Source organism: Levilactobacillus fuyuanensis, assembly GCF_003946395.1.
Lineage (GTDB): Bacteria > Bacillota > Bacilli > Lactobacillales > Lactobacillaceae > Levilactobacillus > Levilactobacillus fuyuanensis.
The window spans coordinates 12,790-31,561 of record NZ_RHNZ01000005.1 but is presented as its reverse complement, the minus strand read 5'-3'; the positions used below and the strand labels follow the sequence as shown (position 1 = coordinate 31,561).

13 protein-coding genes are annotated in these 18,772 nt (G+C 46.7%); all 13 read right to left on the bottom strand.

Annotated elements, in window-relative coordinates; genetic code table 11:
- Positions 1-45: 45 nt before the first annotated feature.
- On the bottom strand, positions 46-1,629 hold the full coding sequence (locus tag EKM73_RS03160; RefSeq protein WP_125700544.1) for a tagaturonate epimerase family protein: 1,584 nt from the start codon (positions 1,627-1,629) through the stop codon (positions 46-48).
- Between the two features lie 73 nt (positions 1,630-1,702).
- Positions 1,703-3,187 (bottom strand): glycoside-pentoside-hexuronide (GPH):cation symporter, encoded by a 1,485-nt coding sequence (locus tag EKM73_RS03155; RefSeq protein ID WP_125700543.1) that lies wholly within the window; start codon positions 3,185-3,187, stop codon positions 1,703-1,705.
- Between the two features lie 227 nt (positions 3,188-3,414).
- Positions 3,415-4,422, bottom strand: coding sequence for a LacI family DNA-binding transcriptional regulator (locus tag EKM73_RS03150; protein ID WP_125700542.1), 1,008 nt, complete (start codon positions 4,420-4,422; stop codon positions 3,415-3,417).
- 184 nt (positions 4,423-4,606) lie between these two features.
- Entirely contained in the window at positions 4,607-5,566 is a 960-nt protein-coding gene (locus tag EKM73_RS03145) for a sugar kinase (RefSeq protein WP_125700541.1), read from the bottom strand.
- Positions 5,567-5,581: 15 nt separating this feature from the next.
- Positions 5,582-6,649 (bottom strand): mannonate dehydratase, encoded by a 1,068-nt coding sequence (gene uxuA, locus EKM73_RS03140; RefSeq protein WP_125700540.1) that lies wholly within the window; start codon positions 6,647-6,649, stop codon positions 5,582-5,584.
- Between the two features lie 29 nt (positions 6,650-6,678).
- Positions 6,679-7,524, bottom strand: a complete 846-nt coding sequence (gene kduI / locus EKM73_RS03135) for a 5-dehydro-4-deoxy-D-glucuronate isomerase (protein ID WP_125700539.1) — start codon at positions 7,522-7,524, stop codon at positions 6,679-6,681.
- A 399-nt stretch (positions 7,525-7,923) separates the two neighbouring features.
- Positions 7,924-8,628 carry a GntR family transcriptional regulator gene (locus EKM73_RS03130; protein ID WP_125700538.1) on the bottom strand — a complete coding sequence of 235 codons (705 nt, stop codon included), beginning with the start codon at positions 8,626-8,628 and terminating at the stop codon, positions 7,924-7,926.
- Between the two features lie 337 nt (positions 8,629-8,965).
- Positions 8,966-9,685: an MIP/aquaporin family protein gene (locus EKM73_RS03125; protein ID WP_125700537.1), complete on the bottom strand. Its 720-nt coding sequence runs from the start codon at positions 9,683-9,685 to the stop codon at positions 8,966-8,968.
- A gap of 347 nt (positions 9,686-10,032) precedes the next feature.
- Positions 10,033-11,463, bottom strand: coding sequence for a glucuronate isomerase (gene uxaC / locus EKM73_RS03120; RefSeq protein ID WP_125700536.1), 1,431 nt, complete (start codon positions 11,461-11,463; stop codon positions 10,033-10,035).
- An 82-nt stretch (positions 11,464-11,545) separates the two neighbouring features.
- Entirely contained in the window at positions 11,546-12,943 is a 1,398-nt protein-coding gene (locus EKM73_RS03115) for an MFS transporter (RefSeq protein ID WP_125700535.1), read from the bottom strand.
- A gap of 66 nt (positions 12,944-13,009) precedes the next feature.
- A complete protein-coding gene (locus tag EKM73_RS03110; protein WP_125700534.1) occupies positions 13,010-15,505 on the bottom strand; it encodes a glycoside hydrolase family 31 protein in 2,496 nt (831 codons plus the stop codon).
- A gap of 533 nt (positions 15,506-16,038) precedes the next feature.
- A complete protein-coding gene (gene gnd / locus EKM73_RS03105; RefSeq protein WP_125700533.1) occupies positions 16,039-16,941 on the bottom strand; it encodes a phosphogluconate dehydrogenase (NAD(+)-dependent, decarboxylating) in 903 nt (300 codons plus the stop codon).
- Between the two features lie 116 nt (positions 16,942-17,057).
- Entirely contained in the window at positions 17,058-18,596 is a 1,539-nt protein-coding gene (gntK, locus tag EKM73_RS03100) for a gluconokinase (protein ID WP_125700532.1), read from the bottom strand.
- Positions 18,597-18,772: the final 176 nt, after the last annotated feature.

The window sequence follows — 18,772 nt, the reverse complement described above, 5'->3', positions numbered from 1 at the left end:
ATTCCTCCTTTGAGAGTTAGTGCTAACTAAGCAATTTGACTTAGATTAGTCTTCGTTGATCTTTGGTTCGTACTTAGCTTGAACTTCAGCCTTGGACTTAGCCAAACCTTGGAGTAAGTCGAGATGTTCTGAAATGTGAATGTTCAAGTACTTGTCATAAAGGTCTTGGTTTTCCTTCAAGATCTTGAAGAACTTGTCACGGTATACGTACTTGTAGCTCTTTTGAGCGTTCAAGAGTGAACCATACATCGTGTGAAGAACTTGCCGTGAGTCATCACCATCAAGCAAACTCATAACATTGGATTCGTTGATCGTTTCTGGCTTTGGAGCAGTTCCATCGGTTTGGGCGTTGAATACGTAGAATGATGCAACGTCATCCAAGTTTTCGTAAGCAAACTTGTAAAGTTGAACCATGAACTTAGGATCGACATGGGCAATAACACGGAGAGCTTCCAACCAGTTAGTCCCAGCGGTCTTAACGTGCCAGCCATGTTGCTTGGAGATCCGGCCAATGATTTCGTATACAGAAAGCTTGTCGGAACCTGAGTGAATACTCAACTTGTAACCAAACTTTTCAGCAATAGCTTCATGTACAACGTATTCACGTTCGAAGCGCTTTACATCACCGATGTAGTCAATAGCCTTCTGGAATTCACCATAGAACTTAGGTGCAATGGTTTCAGGAGTGATACCTTCGCGATGTAATTCGTTAGCAAAGAAGTAGTGGTTTGCAGGCGTCGTAGGAACAATCGTTTCATCCATAGAAATTTCGAAGTCCAAGTTGTAAGGTACGATGAACTTGTGGTAGATGAAGATAGCGTACTTAACAGCTCCATAGAAGATCAGAACTGATTCTTCAACGTCACGCTTGGAGAAGTGAACGGAAGCATCGTCGCTGATTTGGAACGTCTTGTCCAAGTAAGTCTTGTTGAAGCGTTCTACTAAGTCGTCATCCAAAGCGTTGAACTTAGTGTCCAATTCTTCATCAGAGAACTTAGCAACTTCGTTATGAATCTTTTCAGTAGCATCCAAAGTAATCATGGTGCAACCGGCCTTAACGGCGTAGTCAACTTCATGAGGATTCTTAACGTGGTCACCATCGTCAACCCAGCCATCAGTGTAACCTTCTTCAAAGACAGCCCAGCCGGCATCCAATAAGACATCGGTTTCGGTACGGTTCATCAATAGTAACTCACGAATTGATTGTTGTGCTAAGACTGGGACAATGCCACGGCCTTTGAACAAACGTAAGTGAGCGTTAGAAGCGTTGCCTAAACGGTCACCTAAACCAAAGGTGTACTTGTAACCATGACGTGAAGTAGGCTTGATCCAAGCAAAGCGCTTAGCAAGTGCACGCCAGTTGATTTCGTTTAAATCACCAGTAATTAAAGTCTTGTTGTGGTCAACAATGCTTTCCTTGGCGTCAAAGTCTTTGACGTCGTCGCGATCTTCGTAAACAACCAAAGTCTTGGCAGTTTGCTTGTTAACGGTTTCATGCAAGATGAAGTAGACGTTGCGGCGATCCACTTGAATTGAAGGTGCATAAACTTCTTTATCTGATAAGCTGTCATAATTGCCTTGGGCAGCGATAATCTCATAGACATCTGAAACTAACTTTTGTAAGTCCATTGATATAACCCTCCATAATGTAAGTTTGATAAAGTTTTTAAAAACCGTGATCCCAAATTATTTAGTATGACGACTAGTTCTTATCCTTGTCGGTAGCTTTGCTTTCACCGATCTTGCCGCCTTCCCAACGACCATGGTCAAGGTCATTGGCAATTTCGCCGAAGCGCTTGTCATCCAGTTTGTATAAGAAACCGATTACAATAGCAGCAATGATTAAGCAAAGGCCAGGATACAACGTCATAGCGGCCTTGATACCATTTAAGGCACGAGGAGTTTGCGTTGCATTGGCAACGTAACCCGTTAAGGCCAAGACACCGGCACTAACTAAAGCAGCCAGTGATTGTGCAATCTTCCGTGAGAAGTTAAATGCAGCGTATGTAATAGCTTCCTTACGGACACCTGAACGCCATTCACCGAAGTCGATAGCGTTGGAAACCATGGCCCAAGTAATCCCGTTAGGAATAGCTAAAGCCGTGTAACCAATGGTAACTAAGACAACGAATGTAATCACGTTTGAAGGCAAGAAGTAGTTCAACAGGTTAGCCACGGCACCAACAACGAAACTCCACATTGCGGTACGCTTTTGACCAAAGTGCTTAGTTAACGTAGGAATCATGAAGACCCCGACGATTGAGCAACCCATCATAACGGCGTTAATGATTGGCTGAAGACCAATGTTACCTAAGTTGTATTGTGCGTAGAACACCATCATTTGGTTGTTCGTGTTCATGGCAGAGATGGTAAACAAGGTCATCAGAATCAAGGCACCTAAAGGACCGTTCTTGAAGATAACTTTGATGTAATCTTTGAAACCTTCCTTTTTAGCTGCTTCACCAGTAGCACGGTGGACCTTAACGTTTTCCTTAGTACCTAAGTAACATACGGCAAACATACAGATCCCGATAACAGCGAAGACTGCGGCTGCCCAGAAGTAACCATGTTCTTCTTTGACACCAGTGTTCCCGTTAGCAATCAAACCCATCAAAGGAATAAATGCAACCCCGGCAATGAATTGGGCACCGACAGAACCAACTTGACGAGAAGTCGCCATGAAGCTCCGGTCTTGCGAATTCCGGGACATAACGGAAGCTAAAGAACCGTACGGGTCATTGGTAAATGAATAAACCAGGCCCCAGATCATGTATGCAGCATATGCGTAGATAATCTTTTGGACACCGGTAAGACCAGATGGCATCGTAAACGTTACGACGGTCATAATCCCTAAAATGATGGCTGAAATCATCATGACCGGACGGAACTTACCACGTTTACCGATATTCTTCCGGTTATCAATTACTGAACCGGCGATAGGATCCATAAACGCATCGAAAATCTTGGTGAAGGCGAAAATCCCAGCGACAGCTCCGGCACCGATACCACAAGCATCGATCCAGAACTTAGTCAGGTATGCCTGCCCAAGGTCAAACATGAAGCCGTTACCAAAGTCCCCAAACCCATAAGCAATTTTTTCACGGGTAGGAATCCGCTTAGACGAGTCATTCATCATTTCCCCATCTTTTACAGCGGGTTTTGGACTTGTTGCTGCCTCTTCACTCATTCGAGCACCTCCTTGAATCTGCTACGAACCTTTAAGAGAAATCGCTTACAATTTCGATACACACGTTAACACAATTATTAGTGTGGCTTCGCTACTGCTCGCTGACTTCTGAATTATTTGTTAAACGTCAGGGCTTAAGCTATGTACTAGTAAGCGCTTTCCTTTAACAATGTCTATACTATCACAAAGTCATGCACACGTTAACAATTTTTTTAATAAAAAAAGGATTATTTTCTCAAATCCTTCACGGAATCCCGTACTATCAACGTTGGGACAATCACTTTTTTTATTGGATCCGTCATCGATCCATCCAATAATTTCGTCAAAGCATCGATTCCTTCTTGAACGATATCATCGGTTGGTTTGCGTACCGTCGTCAAACGTGGCACTAAATATTTCGCATAACTCATATCATCATAGCCGATGATCGACACATCATCGGGTACAGAATACCCCAGGTCTTGACAGGCCCGGACAGCCCCGGCCGCCATATCGTCGTTGGAGGCGAAGACACACGTTGGGGTCTCGATTGCGCCGAGAATGTTGCGCATAGCCTCGTATCCGCTGTCTGGCAGGTAGGTCCCTTCTTGGACCCATTCCGGCTTAACAATGGCGTCACTAGCCGCCGTAACGTCCACAAAGGCCTGTTGCCGATCGTGAGACGACACGAAGTCGCTAGCCCCTTTGATCAAGCCAAACTTCTGATGGCCCATCCGCACAGCATATTCCATTAACTTCCGTGCACCCAAATAGTCATCCGTCGTAAAGTTCGACACATCTTCTCTGGCAATCTTTCGGTTCAAAATGACCACGGGCAAGCCCCGCTCAATCATCATGTTGATAAACGCGTCATCGTTAACACTTTGACTGACCACAATAGCCCCATCGTACTGATGACGGCTCACTGCGCTCGTTCCGTCGAGGGCTTCGATACTATCAATAGAAATCGAATAGCCTTCCGGTAAGGCTTCCTTTGAGCGATTGATAACATCCACTAAGAAACTAGGTGAGGTCCCGGTATCCAGTTCAGAAAAGAAGATGCCAATAATGAAGGAGCGTTTCTCAACGAGCCCCTTGGCATTAATGTTTGGCACGTAGCCCAAGTCGTCCGCAATCTTGCGAATCTTCCGTTTCGTTTCTTCTTTGACTAAGGGACTATCGTTCAACGCACGTGAAACCGTGGTGTGTGAGACGTTAGCACGCTTAGCAATCGTCAAAATCGTTACTTCTTCCAATGTCGTTGCCTCCTGTTACGATCATCAATTGCTCGACTCTCTATTTTTGCAGTTAAACGGGCTAACTTAAGTACGCCTTGCGACTTTCTAAGGTGTTAACGTTATCTATCTAGACTGCCTGATAAACCTACTATAACAAAACCGTCAGCCAAATACATTGTTTTGGCCGACGATTTATCTTAATTTATACTAATCCATGATCTGCGTAAAATTGGTCTAGTTGCGGTCTGGTTGGGTAACCATCGTTGTCACCCGGGCTCTGAACAGCCAAGGCACCAATGACATTAGCGCGTTGCAAGGCGGCTGGAAGCGGTTGCCCTTCTAGCAAGCTAGAAATCAAGCCAACCGCAAATCCATCCCCCGCTCCCACAGTATCAACCACCCGTGGTACGGTAAATCCCGGAACCGAAAACTTTCGCCCATCTGCCAACTTAGCGAATGCTCCTGCTGCTCCCAACTTGACGACCACTGCTTTTGTCGTGACCCCACGTTGTAGGTAAAAGTCAGCAATCTCCTCGGGATCCTGCTTGCCAGTCAACGTTCGTCCTTCACTGAGTCCGGGCATCACGATCGTTCCGTAGCGTGCCAAATCGTTGGTTACCCGCACCATCTCGGCTTGGGAATCCCATAGCGTTGGCCGCAGATTCGGATCAAACGTCACCGGAATCCGGTTATACACCAAGTCGGCGTTCAACTGTCGGTATGCCGCTAAGCAGTTCGGCGAAAGCGCCGCGAAAATGCCAGAGAGGTGGGCGAAACGCACGCCAGTCAGACTCACCGTCTGGAGGTCCTCCGGCTGGTAATTGGCTGCTGCCGACCCTTGCCGAAAATACGCTACAGCTGGGTCGCCATGGCTAACACGTTGTTTCAAATAAAAACCTGTGGGTAATCCCGGCTTCGTTAGCATCGCTGCATCAGCCACACCATCGGTCCGCAAGACATGGCGTAGATACACGCCAAATGGATCGGCACCGACCGCCGAAACATAGTCGACTGGGTGACCGAGACGGGCCATCCCAATAGCAACGTTGAGTTCGGCACCGGCAGAAAATTTTTGGAACTTCTGCGCTTTGGCCAGATCAACATCGCTCTCTTGCGCTTCGAAAACCACCATGGGTTCCCCAATCGTTAGGATCTCTCCCATCTCGTCACCTTCCCTCTAAGACTTGCTGATTGCTTCCCAAAGACCATTCAGATACGTTAGCCCCAGGGCCCGGTCATATAGCCCATAACCGGGTCGACCAGCTTCACCCCAGATGTCTCGACCGTGGTCGGGACGGATAACGCCATCAAAACCGGTATCATGAAGAGCTTTCATAATTTCATACATATCTAGTGATCCTTCGCTGGAGAGATGAGCTGCCTCACGGAAATCGCGACCATGCTCAGCATACTTGATGTTTCGAGCGTGGACAAATGGCACACGACCCTGCACAACGAACTCACGAATAATCGCCGGAATATCATTGTCCGGATTCTCACCCAGACTGCCCGTACAAATCGTGAATCCGTTAGCCAATGACGGGTTCATTGCGACAATCGACCGCATATCAGCCGCATTTTTGAAGATCCGTGGCAAACCGAATAACGGCATTGGCGGATCATCGGGATGGATGGCCATCTGGATGTGACACGCCTCGCAAACGGGGAGAATCGCATCCAGAAAGTACTTGAGATTGGCCCTCAACCGAGACGCATCAACGTCCGCATAGGCTTTAAAGAGCTCCTGAACCTTTGCCAGCCGCTCGGGTTCCCACCCTGGCAAGCTAAAGCCATTGTCGCCCTGCTGAATCTTCTGGATCAAAACTTGCGGGTCTTCAGCCGTATAGCGTTCTTGGAACGCCAACACCTTAGAACCATCGGCCAGCTGGAAATGCAGGTCGGTCCGAATCCAGTCAAAGATTGGCATGAAATTGTAGCAAATCGTTTTGACCCCAACTTGTGCGAGGTTTCGAATGGTCTGTTGGTAATTTTCAATGTACCGGTCACGCGTTGGCAACCCAATCTTAATGTCATCGTGAATATTGACGGACTCGACAATCGTAAATTTCAGCCCAGCAGCTTCAATCTGAGCCTTCAGGGCCTTGATCTTAGCCAGCGGCCATACTTCCCCGACCGGCACGTCAAAGAGCGCCCCGACGACCTGCTTAGCCCCCGGAATCTGCCGAATATCTTGGAGCTTAACGGCGTCCTCATCAGGGCCGTACCAGCGAAATCCCATTTCCATCTCTTAGTCTCTCCTTTTAATTGCGGTAATTAACGCAGATCACCCATGGCAACTTGATCCATGTCATCGTAGGTCTGGTTTTCACCACACATTGCCCAGATGAAAGCGTAGTTCGTTGTCCCGACCCCACAGTGAATGGAGTAGCTTGGGTTCACAACGGCTTGGTCCTGCTTCATCCAGATATGCTTGGTGTTTTCTGGAGTCCCCATAAAGTGAGAAACCCGAGTATCAGCGGCGCCAAATTCGCAATACAGATACGTTTCCATCCGCCGTGCGTGGGTGTGCGCTGGCATGGTGTTCCAGGAATTACCTGGTTCCAAGACGGTGTAGCCCATCTGCAGCTGACACGTCTGCATGGTTGAGGCGTCAATATACTTGTGAATGACCCGCTTGTTCATATGTTCTTGATCACCCTTAGGCATGGCAATCGCGTCCTTATAGACCAGCTTCTTATTGGGGTAGGTCTTGTGCGCTGGCGTCGAAACGACGTAGAACTTAGCAGGATTGGCAGGATCGATGGAATTGAAGACCACATGTTGCGTCCCCATACCGATGTAGAAGCCATCATGCGGTGCAATCGCACTCTCATCGCCATCAATCGTGACTGTCCCGGCACCCCCGATGTTGATAAAGCCTAATTCGCGGCGTTCCAAGAAGAACTTCACACCAAGCTCCTTATCCAGCTTAATTTCCAATGGTGCATGCACGGGCGTTACCCCACCAAAGATCATCCGGTCATTGTAGGTGTAAGTCAATAAAATATCGTCCGGACTAAAAATCTTTTCCATTAAGAATTGTTCGCGCATCTGATCCGTATTGTAATGGTCAATATCCTCAGGACTGTGTGCGTACTGCGTGGTCATGTTGAATGCCATGGTATTACCTCCATATGTAATTTATTAATCTACTAATGAACCCGTTTCTCTCAATCTGTATGTCTTACGTTCCCAGCTACCAGTTTAGCACATGCCAGGGAAAATTCCCCTTCATATATCACCGGCTGAGACGGCTGATAAACCTAATCATAGCCGGCTTGTAATAACTTTCACGTTTGAACAAGGAAATGAAGCCTGTTGAAAGTCCAGTCAGCCCTTTAACCATCGCGTTTATGGAACATGCATGCTCATTGGGTTGTAAACGTATTCATCAATAAATGTTAACGTGTTCATTATAATAAATTCAATGACCTTTTTCCAGTCACGCCCCTATCCCATGGCGCCAAAAAAGTCGTCGGCACTGATGAACGTACTCATCAATGCCAACGACTCTATGATTTAAATATCCAGGTCTGTTTTATCACTCGGACTAACGTTCATAAAGTACCCCGGGAACTTATCCAGCAAGTACTTACGTTCCTGTAACATCAGCCGTAAGTGGGCCGTGGTCTGGAAGCGTACATCCTCTAAATCCCGGCGATACACAACATCCAGTAAGCTTTCATGCTGCTGTAAAATCGTTTGCCAATTCAGGCCGTTGACCTTCAAGCGAATCCACCGGAACCGGTTCAATTGCATATTGACCGTCTGTAACCAATCCCAAATATTATCGCGATCGGCAATCATATAAAACTGACGGTGGAAGGCCTCATCGAGATCAAAGAAGGTATCCGGATCCTCCTTCTGAATTGCAACCGCCTGTTCACGCAAGTTTACCTTCTGTTCCCGATACGCCGCGTCCGTCATCTTTGCTGTAGCTTCCAGCATGATTTCAACTTCAACGTTCTGCCGCACGAAACGTGCATCTTTAGCTTTTTCCATATCGATCTGGGAAATATACGTCCCACTTTGCGGAATCACATCAATCAAGCCATCCCGTTCGATTCGAATAATAGCTTCCCGCACCGGCGTCCGGCCAATTCCTAACTCCTCAGAAATCGTCTTCTCAGAGATTTTCTGGCCGGGAATAAACTTATTATGCATAATCCGATAGCGAAGCTCAGAGTACGCCTCATTCCGCATATTCTTCGTCATTTGTTGCATCTCAACTACACCTCCTTGCTTACCTCTCATTTACTTGTATATTAGTTTAACACAGGTTCACTCGCATTTCTCTTGCTTTTTAGCTGGCCACTTCCCCGAAATATCTAGGTAAAACGATTGACTCGTCCGTAGAATACGCTTTCATTTTAATGTACATTTAGTAAAAAATATTTAATTGAGCCGATTTTACTAACATCTTAATGTTTCAGTTCACTTACCTAAATCAGTTAAAGACTACTAAACAATTCGATTACTTTTGCGCAACACCCTCGAATCACGACTAAAAAAATGCCCTCATACTCTGCATGAAGGCATCCATTTTTAAGCATTTATGCAATTAAAACACTAGTTTATACAACACTGCTGCGGCAATTGCGCCGGCAGTTGGGGCAACGATTGGCACCCAACTATAGTTAAATTGGGAACTCCCCTTATGTGGAAATGGCCAAACGGCATGAAGCAGTCGTGGTCCGATATCTCTGGCTGGGTTCAGCGCAGGTCCAGTTGGTCCCCCGAAGGAAATGACCAAACACATCACTAAGAATCCTAACCCAATAAAATCGGCACGGGGATCGATCTTGTCGACCGTCATACTAACAGCGCCCAGTACCAGCAAGAACGTTCCCACAAATTCGTTAATAAACCCGTTCAATTGGCTATTAGCGGCGTCAATGGTGGAGAACGTTCCCAGGATAGCCTCCGTGTCCGTTGTCCGGTCGTAGTATGGCTTATAAGCCAGTACAATGACCAACTGACCAATGATTGCCCCTACCGTCTGTGCCAAGATGTACGGCACGACCTCTTGCCAGGGGAAGCTTCCGGTCACGGCCATGGCTACCGTCATGGCTGGATTGATCTGTGCGCCCGAAATCGTGGCAAACATCAAGGCTGGAATCATCACCCCGATGCCATACCCGAACCCGATTAAAATCCAGCCACCATGATACCCTTTGGTGCCCTTCAACTCAACGTTGGCAACCGACCCGTTACCCAGGGCCACCATGACGGCTGTCCCGATCAATTCGGCCATACACCGAACGAATAAAGAATAATGCATGAATTCATACCTCACTAATAATATTTTCTCTTCTATACCTGCCGTAAATGTTCACGTTTATTCCCAATGCAATCAACGCTTAGAAAACAGCAGCATTAATATCATACCCCTATCGCAGCCTGCTTTCAGCAATATTTTCATGATTTCGAGCTATAATTGAAAATTTATTCTAAAATTAGCCATTAATTACGCCAGTCACTTGGTCAAAAACTGTAAATACCGAACTATTTTTTCATTGTTCGGTATTTCAGCTCATCACCACAACGTTTTCAGAAACAAAAAAACGTGGTGCACCTCCCAAAAGGAGGGTACATCACGTTTATAAAATTATTTTTATTCAGTTAACCCTAGTCCTTCTTGTCGAAGAAACCAAAGTAGTCGTGGGCGTTGTTGTAAGAGATGTCTTCAACAATCTTACCCAGGTAATCGTAGTCTTCTGGTACTTGACCAGTCGTGACCCATTCGCCGATTAGGTTGCAGAGTACCCGACGGAAGTATTCGTGTCGCGTGTAAGACAGGAAGCTCCGAGAATCGGTCAGCATCCCCACGAAGTTTGGCAATAAGCTTTGTTGGGCCAAGATGTTCAATTGATCATGCATCCCATCACGGGTATCGTTGAACCACCATGCACAGCCCAATTGTAGCTTTTGAACGCCGTCGCCTTGGAAGCTTTGCATCCCAGTAGCCAATTCCATCCAGTCGTTAGGGTTCGTGGAGTAGAAGATTGTCTTAGGAATGCCGTCTTCTTCGGACATTGCACTCATCAACTTCATCATTTCACCGGCGATACCTGGTTGTGAACCCATGGAGTCCCAGCCAGTATCGGCACCTAACTTACGGAACATTGGGCCGTTGGCGTTACGCAGGACATTCATGTGGTATTGCATCGTCCAGCCAAACTTTTGGTTCAAGCGCATCAAGACCTTCAACAACTTCGTTTGGTACTTGTTGATTTCGTCATCAGTCAGTTGTGAGTTGTCCTTGCGCGCCTTAGCCATGATGGCGTTGAATTCGTCATCGGTTGCTTCGGCATAGTGGTACGTGTTCAGACCATGGTCAGACAGGCGTCCACCCATTGAGGCGAAGAAGGTAAAGCGTTGTTCCAGAGCCTTAGTCAAGGAAGCCAAGTCACTGATTTGAACGCCAGAGACGTCGCTCAACTTGTCCATGTATTCGCCAAAGTTACCTTGGTTGATACGAACTAAGTTGTCTGGCCGCATTGCTGGTAAGACCTTGAAGCCATTTTCCTTTTCTTCAGCCTTTAACAGCTTGTGGTAGTGCAAGTCAGAAGCGGGGTCATCCGTCGTGCAAACAACCTTAACGTTGGCGTTTCTGATCAAGCTCCGTGGCTTGAAGTCATCGGTTTGGAGTAAGGCGTTGGCCTTCTTCCAGATGGCTGGCGCACTCTTCTCGTTGAAGACTTCGTCGATACCGAAGAAGCGCTTCAGTTCCAGGTGGGTCCATTCGTAGAGTGGGTTCCCAATAGCCCGGTCGATTGTCTTAGCCCAAGCCAAGAACTTCTGGTATTCGTCACCGTCACCAGTGATCAATTCTTCGGGAACACCGTTAGCCCGTTCCAGACGCCACTTGTAGTGGTCACCGGCGTTGCCATCGTTCAGCCAGATTCGCGTAATGTTAGGATAGTTCTTGTTTTCGTAGATATCCTTAGGGTCTAGATGACAGTGATAGTCAATGATTGGCATCTTTTCTGCGTGTTCGTGGAATAATTTCTTAGCTGGTTCATTAGTGAGTAAAAAGTCTTCGTTCAATAAAGCCATTTCAAAAGTCTCCTTTAATTTTTTTAAAATTATTGGTCATTACTTCTGATTACAATTGTTCTCTTGTAGTCATTGAGAAACGTTAATTCTTAGCATTCTTTTCCCGTAAAATTGCCGCGTTACTTTCAACCCGCTTCTTGTTCAGTGGGTAGAAGAACAGCATCACGATTGCGGCCAGCCCACAGCAGACAGCTGGAATCCCTGATGCCAAGTAGTAGATGCGGTCAATAACTTGCTGGGATTGTTCGGCCCCACCAGACGTGGAGGAAACGTAGCCGATCATGGTCAACATGAAGGCCCCGAAACTTCCACCTAAGGCTTGGGCGACTTTCCGAGCGAAGGAATTCACCCCATAGATCGTCCCGTCTTCACGAATCCCGGTCGTGACCTGTTGGTTATCGATAACATCGGTGATGAAGGCCCAGACCATCAGGTTAAACATCGCTGCCCCCAAGCTCCCGAAGAACAGGAAGACCAGGTAAACCATGGCACTACTGGTGTGGATAAAGACCAAGGCACCGTACACGATGCTGGCAAAGAACAGAGAAACTACCGTTACTTCCTTACGGCCAAACTTCTTCGTAAAGTATTGGGCGAATGGCGCAAGCAACAGCACCGTCGCAAAGTTGAAAATCAACGCGATCGACATGGCACTACTGTTCTTAAAGTAGTCGTTAAACAGGTAAGAAATGTTGGTCCCGGACAGGTTCTGATTGATGACCAGAATGATATCTAAGACAACCAGGATAACTAAGGCGCGGTCCGTAAACATATCCTTCATGACCGTTCCCAGTGGCACCGACTCGCTTCGTTGGGTCCGCACCCGTTCCGTTGGCAGCTTACTGGTCAGGATGTAACAGCCAAACCCTAAGATTGCCATGACGGAGGCGACTAACCAGAAACGCACACCGTCAATTCTTTGCGTAGCGCCAACGTACATGAAGATTGGCACAACGAAACTGACGATGGCACTCCCCGTTGCCGACCCTAAACTCCGCCAAGTGGACAGGGAGGTCTTGTCATTGGGCGAATCGCTTAACGCGGACGCCATGGAGCCATAAGGAATGTTAACCGTGGAGTAGAAAATCCCCCAGAGTAAGTAAGTGATAAAGACATAAGTTATCTTGATTGGAAACGCCAAATCTTTAACGAATGGCACAAAAACCAAGATGGTCGCGATGAGTAGTGGGTACTTGAAGCGGGCAATCCACGGAATGAATCGACCACTCTTGTGGAGCTTACTACTATCGACCAACCGACCAACAGTGATATCAGCAATGGCATCAATAAACCGGGCAATCAGGAACAAGAGTCCCACGGTCACCCCTGACAATCCCAACACGTTGGTGTAGAAGATCATCAAGAAGGTATTCACAACAGCGAATGAGAAGTTGTTCCCAACATCCCCAAGAGCGTAACCAAAACGGTCAGCCCAACCAAACGGCTTTGAACGATCAATACTTGTTTTTTGTGTATCCATTTTTCCAACCTCCGGCGAATTGCCTAGATAATTTTTAAAGTGAGATTCCGCAAATTTAGCAAATTATTAGATTGAGATTAAGTCCTTTACACTAGACTCAATACTCAGCTCAATGTCTGAATCGCTTACATTATTAAATTTAATGATAACTTGACGCTTTTCGCCATCGAAGAACCAGCCTTCAGTGGCGGCATTGAACTTGTCAAACTTAAGGAATTGCGCCAACGGTTTGCCTTGAAGTTCAATCGTTAATGGGGCAATGTCTGGGCAACAAACACGGAACGTGTAACTCTTCAGCTTGGAATCGTAAGTTCCTTGCTTATGCAAGTTAATTAACGTTTGGTGCTTACTTGGCTTAACCGAAATATCAGTGGTCAAGAATTCCCCTTGCTTGTAGCTCATCGTCTTCCCATCATCTTCATACAACTGGAAGTCGCTCGCCGTTGTTGGCTCAACTAAGACATCCAAGTTCTCTACCGTATCGTTGTGAATATTCATGAGGCCCTTGCTTTCAGGAATAATACTCCCGGTCCGCAAGAACATTGGAATACTCCCAAGGTCGACGGGAACTTCGATGGTTTGACCCCCATTGTAGTAGTGATAAGTCGTTAAATCATACCAATCGGCACCTTTTGGTAGGTATACTTCCTTGGTCGTTTGACCCTTATCAACCACGTTTGCAACCAGTAATGATGACCCCAACATGAACTCAAAGCTTTCTTCGAAAGTCTTCGGATCATTTTGGAATTCGTAAACCAGTGGCCGCATGATTGGTGCCCCTGACACTGATGCTTCATGCAACAGTGAGTAGAAGTAAGGAATCAATTGGTAACGCAACTGAATGGCATCGCGAATGTACTTGGTGTAGCTCGGGTACATCCATGGTTCCGTGACCGTGTTGTCATCATTCGAGGAGTGAATTGAGAACCGTGGCTGGAAGATTCCGTTTTGAACCCACCGGACGAACAGCTCTGGTTCTGGCGCTGGGCCATCGAACCCACCAATATCACATCCTTGGTTGGCGACCCCGGAGAGTCCCATTCCTAAGATCGTTGGGATGTTGTACTTCACGTTTGTCCAACTCGTCCGGTTATCACCGGCCCAGGTCTGCGCATACCGTTGAATCCCGGCAAAACCGGCTCGGTTGATCAGATATGGCCGCACATTAGGGTCATAATCGGCGATTGCCTTTTGCGCCGTCTTGGCCATCATCGTTGGCATGATTGGCTTTACTTCACCAATGGTTGCGTGAACGCCATCCGCATCAACTTTGGCGGCGGTTTCATTAATTTCATACTCGTTGTTATCGTTCCAGATACTAGTGATCCCCAACGATAACAGCTGTTTCGTCATAAATTTCGACCACGTTGCCCGGCCACTTTCACTGGTGAAGTCAACGAAGTGCGCTGCGCCACCCCAGTATTGGTCTTCCTGGTCGGCCTTGCCATCCGGCGTCTTGATGTAGGCGTCAGCGTCGGCAAAGTCCTTGGCAAATGGATGGGTGACTAACATCCCTGGTTTAACGTTTGGTGCCAGTAAGACACCCTTTTCCTTCAGCTTATCCACAAAGTCTTGCGGATTAGGGAAACGATCCTTGTTCCAGTTGAAGACGTACCGTTTGCCATCATCACCGGTCGTGTAGCCGGATGACATGAAGAAGCCGTCACAAGGAATATCGTTCTTCTTGCAGGTGTCGACAAAGTCTAAGATCGCTTGGTCGGCGTCCTTATCCAGTTCCGTGTAGTACATGGTTGACCCCATGTAACCTAGCGAAGCTTTAGGCATCATCGCCGTCTTCCCGGTTAAGTCCGTGTAGTGTTTAACCACGTCTTTAATGGTTGGTCCGGCAATAAAGAAGACATCCAGGTCGCCACCGTCACATTCAAAATAGCTGTAACGGTGCCAGTAGTTACTGTGCTCGCTGTCCATATCGAACGTGGAGTCATTAGAATTGTTGTAATAGAGCCCCGAAGCGATGTCCATTTCACTATCGAAATCGATATAGAACGGAATCATCTTGTAGAGGGGATCGGATTTAGAGGCATTCCACCCTAAAGAATCCGTGTTGTGCATCCGCATCCGACGCTTAAACTTATTGAGTTCCCCAGATTTTTCACCAAATCCGTAGAAGAAGTTGTGGTCACCCATCGTACTGTAATGGTACGACCGGCCCAAATCATCTTGTAGGAAGGAACGCTTTGGCAAATCTTTATGTAACACGTTACCCGCCTTATCAAGAACCTCGAACCCAAACGGATTCCGGTTGATCTTCAAGGTTAAGTTCGCCGTTGAGACTGAGTAGCTGTCCGCGTCTTCCTTGAGATCGAGTGGCAGCGGCTTAACACGTTGCCGTTCACCCGCCATTAAATCATCCGTCTTATCTGCCCACGCAGTCTTGACTAGAGCATATGACGCTTCTGGAGCAAATTCATCCTTGAAAGTCCCCCGCATCCGGATAATATCGTTATCCAGCAGGTAAACTTGGAACTGGGCGCCATTGGTCTTGATGGCCAAATAGTCGCCGCAGTTTTCCACGGATTGAATCTTGCTGCTTAACTTCATTAATCTCACTCCTTGTCCAAAAAAACTGTCTTGTGCCCGATATATGTCAACAATTCTCAGTAATGGGACCTAACAATTGAAATAGTAATATATCAGTTCTGCCAACACCCATATCTTACTAGTTAGTGAAAGCGCTGTCAACGGATGTTTCCTCTTCTTCTATAGTACCGCCAGATCATAACTGCTTGAAAGCCCGACATATCAACATTAATTTAATAATGGCAATTTGTTATTTTAGAAAAATAAATTAATTTGGAACCTGAAATCACGTGAAAACATGACCTTCACATAGACTTTTACGCCTTATATTAGTTCATTACGTCAAAAAATATGAAACTAATTCGTTCCAATTCCCTAGACTTAAATACCAGTTTTACTGTTCCTTTACCAATCCAAAATTTTCACAGGCTCATATCGCGACATCCCAATCTCCAAATACCTTACGTCCATTTACCAGTGTCCTAGACCACTACAAAAAAAGCTCAGGAATTTTCATCCTGAGCTTCCGGTTTTCACCGTTTTAAAATTTAGACTTATTTGATCTTGTCGACCGCATGGCCACCAAAACCATTCCGCAAAGCTGAAACAACTTTACCCGTAAAGGTATCGTTTTCCATTGACCGGTAACGCATCATCAAAGCTAAGCTGATAACGGGAACGGGAACTTCTTGATTGAGGGCTTCTTGTAACGTCCACTTACCTTCACCAGAACTGTGCATCGTCCCACGAATTTCTTCAAGGTTGGCATCCTTGGAGAAGGCTTCTTGAGCCAATTCCATGAGCCATGAACGGACAACAGAACCGGAGTTCCAGAGTTGAGCGACGGCTTCGTTATCGTAATCGAAATCACTGTGTTCCAGGACATCGAACCCTTCACCGATAGCTTCCATCATCCCATATTCAATACCGTTGTGCACCATCTTCAAGTAGTGACCTGAACCAGCAGCGCCGGTGTACAGGTAACCATTCTTTTGGGCAATGCCTTCGAAGATTGGCTTCAACGTTTCAAAAGCTTCGGCGCTGGTCCCACCGATCATAAAGTTCCCATCATGACGGGCACCTGATTGACCACCGGACGTCCCACAATCGAAGAAGTTGATACCCTTGGCTTCAGCCTTCTTGGCATCTTCAACGGAATTCTGCCAGAAGGAGTTCCCGCCATCAACGATGTAGTCGCCAGCACTTAATACCTCAGTCAGCGTTGCAACAGTTGATTCAGTTGGCTTGCCAGCTGGCAACATCAACCAAACAATCTTAGGTGAAGGCAGCTTGCTAAGCAAGTCTTCCAGTGACGTAGCTGCTTCTGCGCCAAACCCAGCAACTTCTTTAACAAAATCTTTGTTCAAATCAAATCCAACAACTTCGTGACCGTTGTCCATCATATTTTGAGCTAAGTTGCTACCCATCTTACCTAATCCAACTAATCCAATCTTCATGGTATAAGTTCCTCTCTGCTTGAAAAAAGTAATATATCAGTTAACGACTTCTATTATATGAAAAACTTTTACAAATTTCAAGCGGTTTTTGTAAATAAATCATCAAAACTAACAATTTATTCCTTTGGTGCGCGTTTCCGTTGATATTCTGCGATACTATTGTACTCAGTTTGCAGCTTCCGACCCAGGCGAATGTAGATTGGCATAATTTCGCGGTAGTTTTCGAAAGTTTCTGGGTTTGGTTCGTAAGTGTTCATCTTCCCGATAAACTTCTTAACAACTGACAGGTCGTCGGCCAAGCCTAAACTGATCTGCGCAATCACCATGGCACCCAAGCAACCACTTTCAAAGGCTTCTGGAATCGTGACGGGTTCTTCAAAGATATCAGCCAACATTTGACGCCATAGTGGTGAGCGGGCAAAGCCCCCGGCAGCCAAGATAGCAGTTGGTTCCATGGCTTCCTTCAACGCTAATTCAACGGTGTAGAGGTTGTAAACAATCCCTTCCAGTGCGGCCCGAACCATGTGTGAACGGTTGTGTTGACGGGTCAAACCGAAGTAAGAAGCCCGCGCGTTACCGTCCCAGATTGGGGCCCGTTCACCACCTAAGAATGGGTGGAAGATCAAACCATCAGAACCGGCTGGTACCTTGCTAGCAATTTCAGTCAGTAAGTCGTATGGATCCTTACCTTCCTTTTTGGCTTGTTCCTTTTCAGGAGCAAAGAGGTTATCCCGAACCCAACGGAAGACGATCCCACCGTTATTCACTGGGCCACCAATGATCCACTTACCCTGCATAACTGGGTAGCAGTAAATCCGGCCTTTAGGGTCGATTTGCGGCTTGTCAACGAAAGTCCGGACAGCGCCAGAGGTACCGATCGTAACAGCCACCTCGCCCTTGTTAATAGCACCTAAACCAATTTCAGAGAGCGCACCGTCAGTCCCACCCATGATGAATGGCGTGTCAGCAGAGAAACCAATCTTCTTGGCAATTTCTGGGTGCAGGCCCTTCATTTGATAAGTGGTGTCAACGAGTTCTGGCAATTGGTCGCGGGTAATTCCCGTCAACTTCATGGATTCTTCGTCCCAATCCATCGTGTGGATATTGAAGAGACCTGTGGTAGAAGCCATGTTGGTTTCTTCCTTGAGCTGCCCAAAGTACCGGTACAACAGGTATTCCTTCAAGCCAACCCAGTATTGGGTCTTCTTGTAGATATCTGGGTGTTGTTCCTTGATCCAGAGTAACTTGTAAACGACACCCATTGGGTGGGTTGGCAAACCAGTCCGCTTGTAAAGTTCCAGACCACTACCGTCTTTAGCCATACGTGAAGCAACCTTTTCAGAACGGTTGTCGGCCCACGTAATAGCCCGCGTCGTTGGCTTGTAATCGGCATCCATCCCCACCAAACTGTGTTGTTGGGTTGACCAGGAAACCCCTAAGATCTTACCTTCCTTAGGGTCGGCCTTGGCCGTAACTTCCTTCAAAGCTTCAACGGAGGCGTCAAAGATAACGTCTGGGTCTTCTTCAGCCATGTCGGGGTTGTCTTGAATCAAGGGGTAAAGCTTGTTGGCATAGCCAAAGATTTCCCCGTCAGTGTTGTACAGTACGGCCTTGGTACTCGTGGTACCAACGTCAATTCCGATTAAATAATCCATAATTTTCAGCTTCCTTTTATTTTGGCGATTTTTGGATTTCACAATATTTACGTCTGCCCGATGGCGACCGGCCATTTAGACATAGCCGATAATCAGCACATAGTGTATAACTTCAGGATATAAACAGGGCCACGTGCCCACTGATTAGCAGCACATGGTCCCGTTCCGCCTGTTTA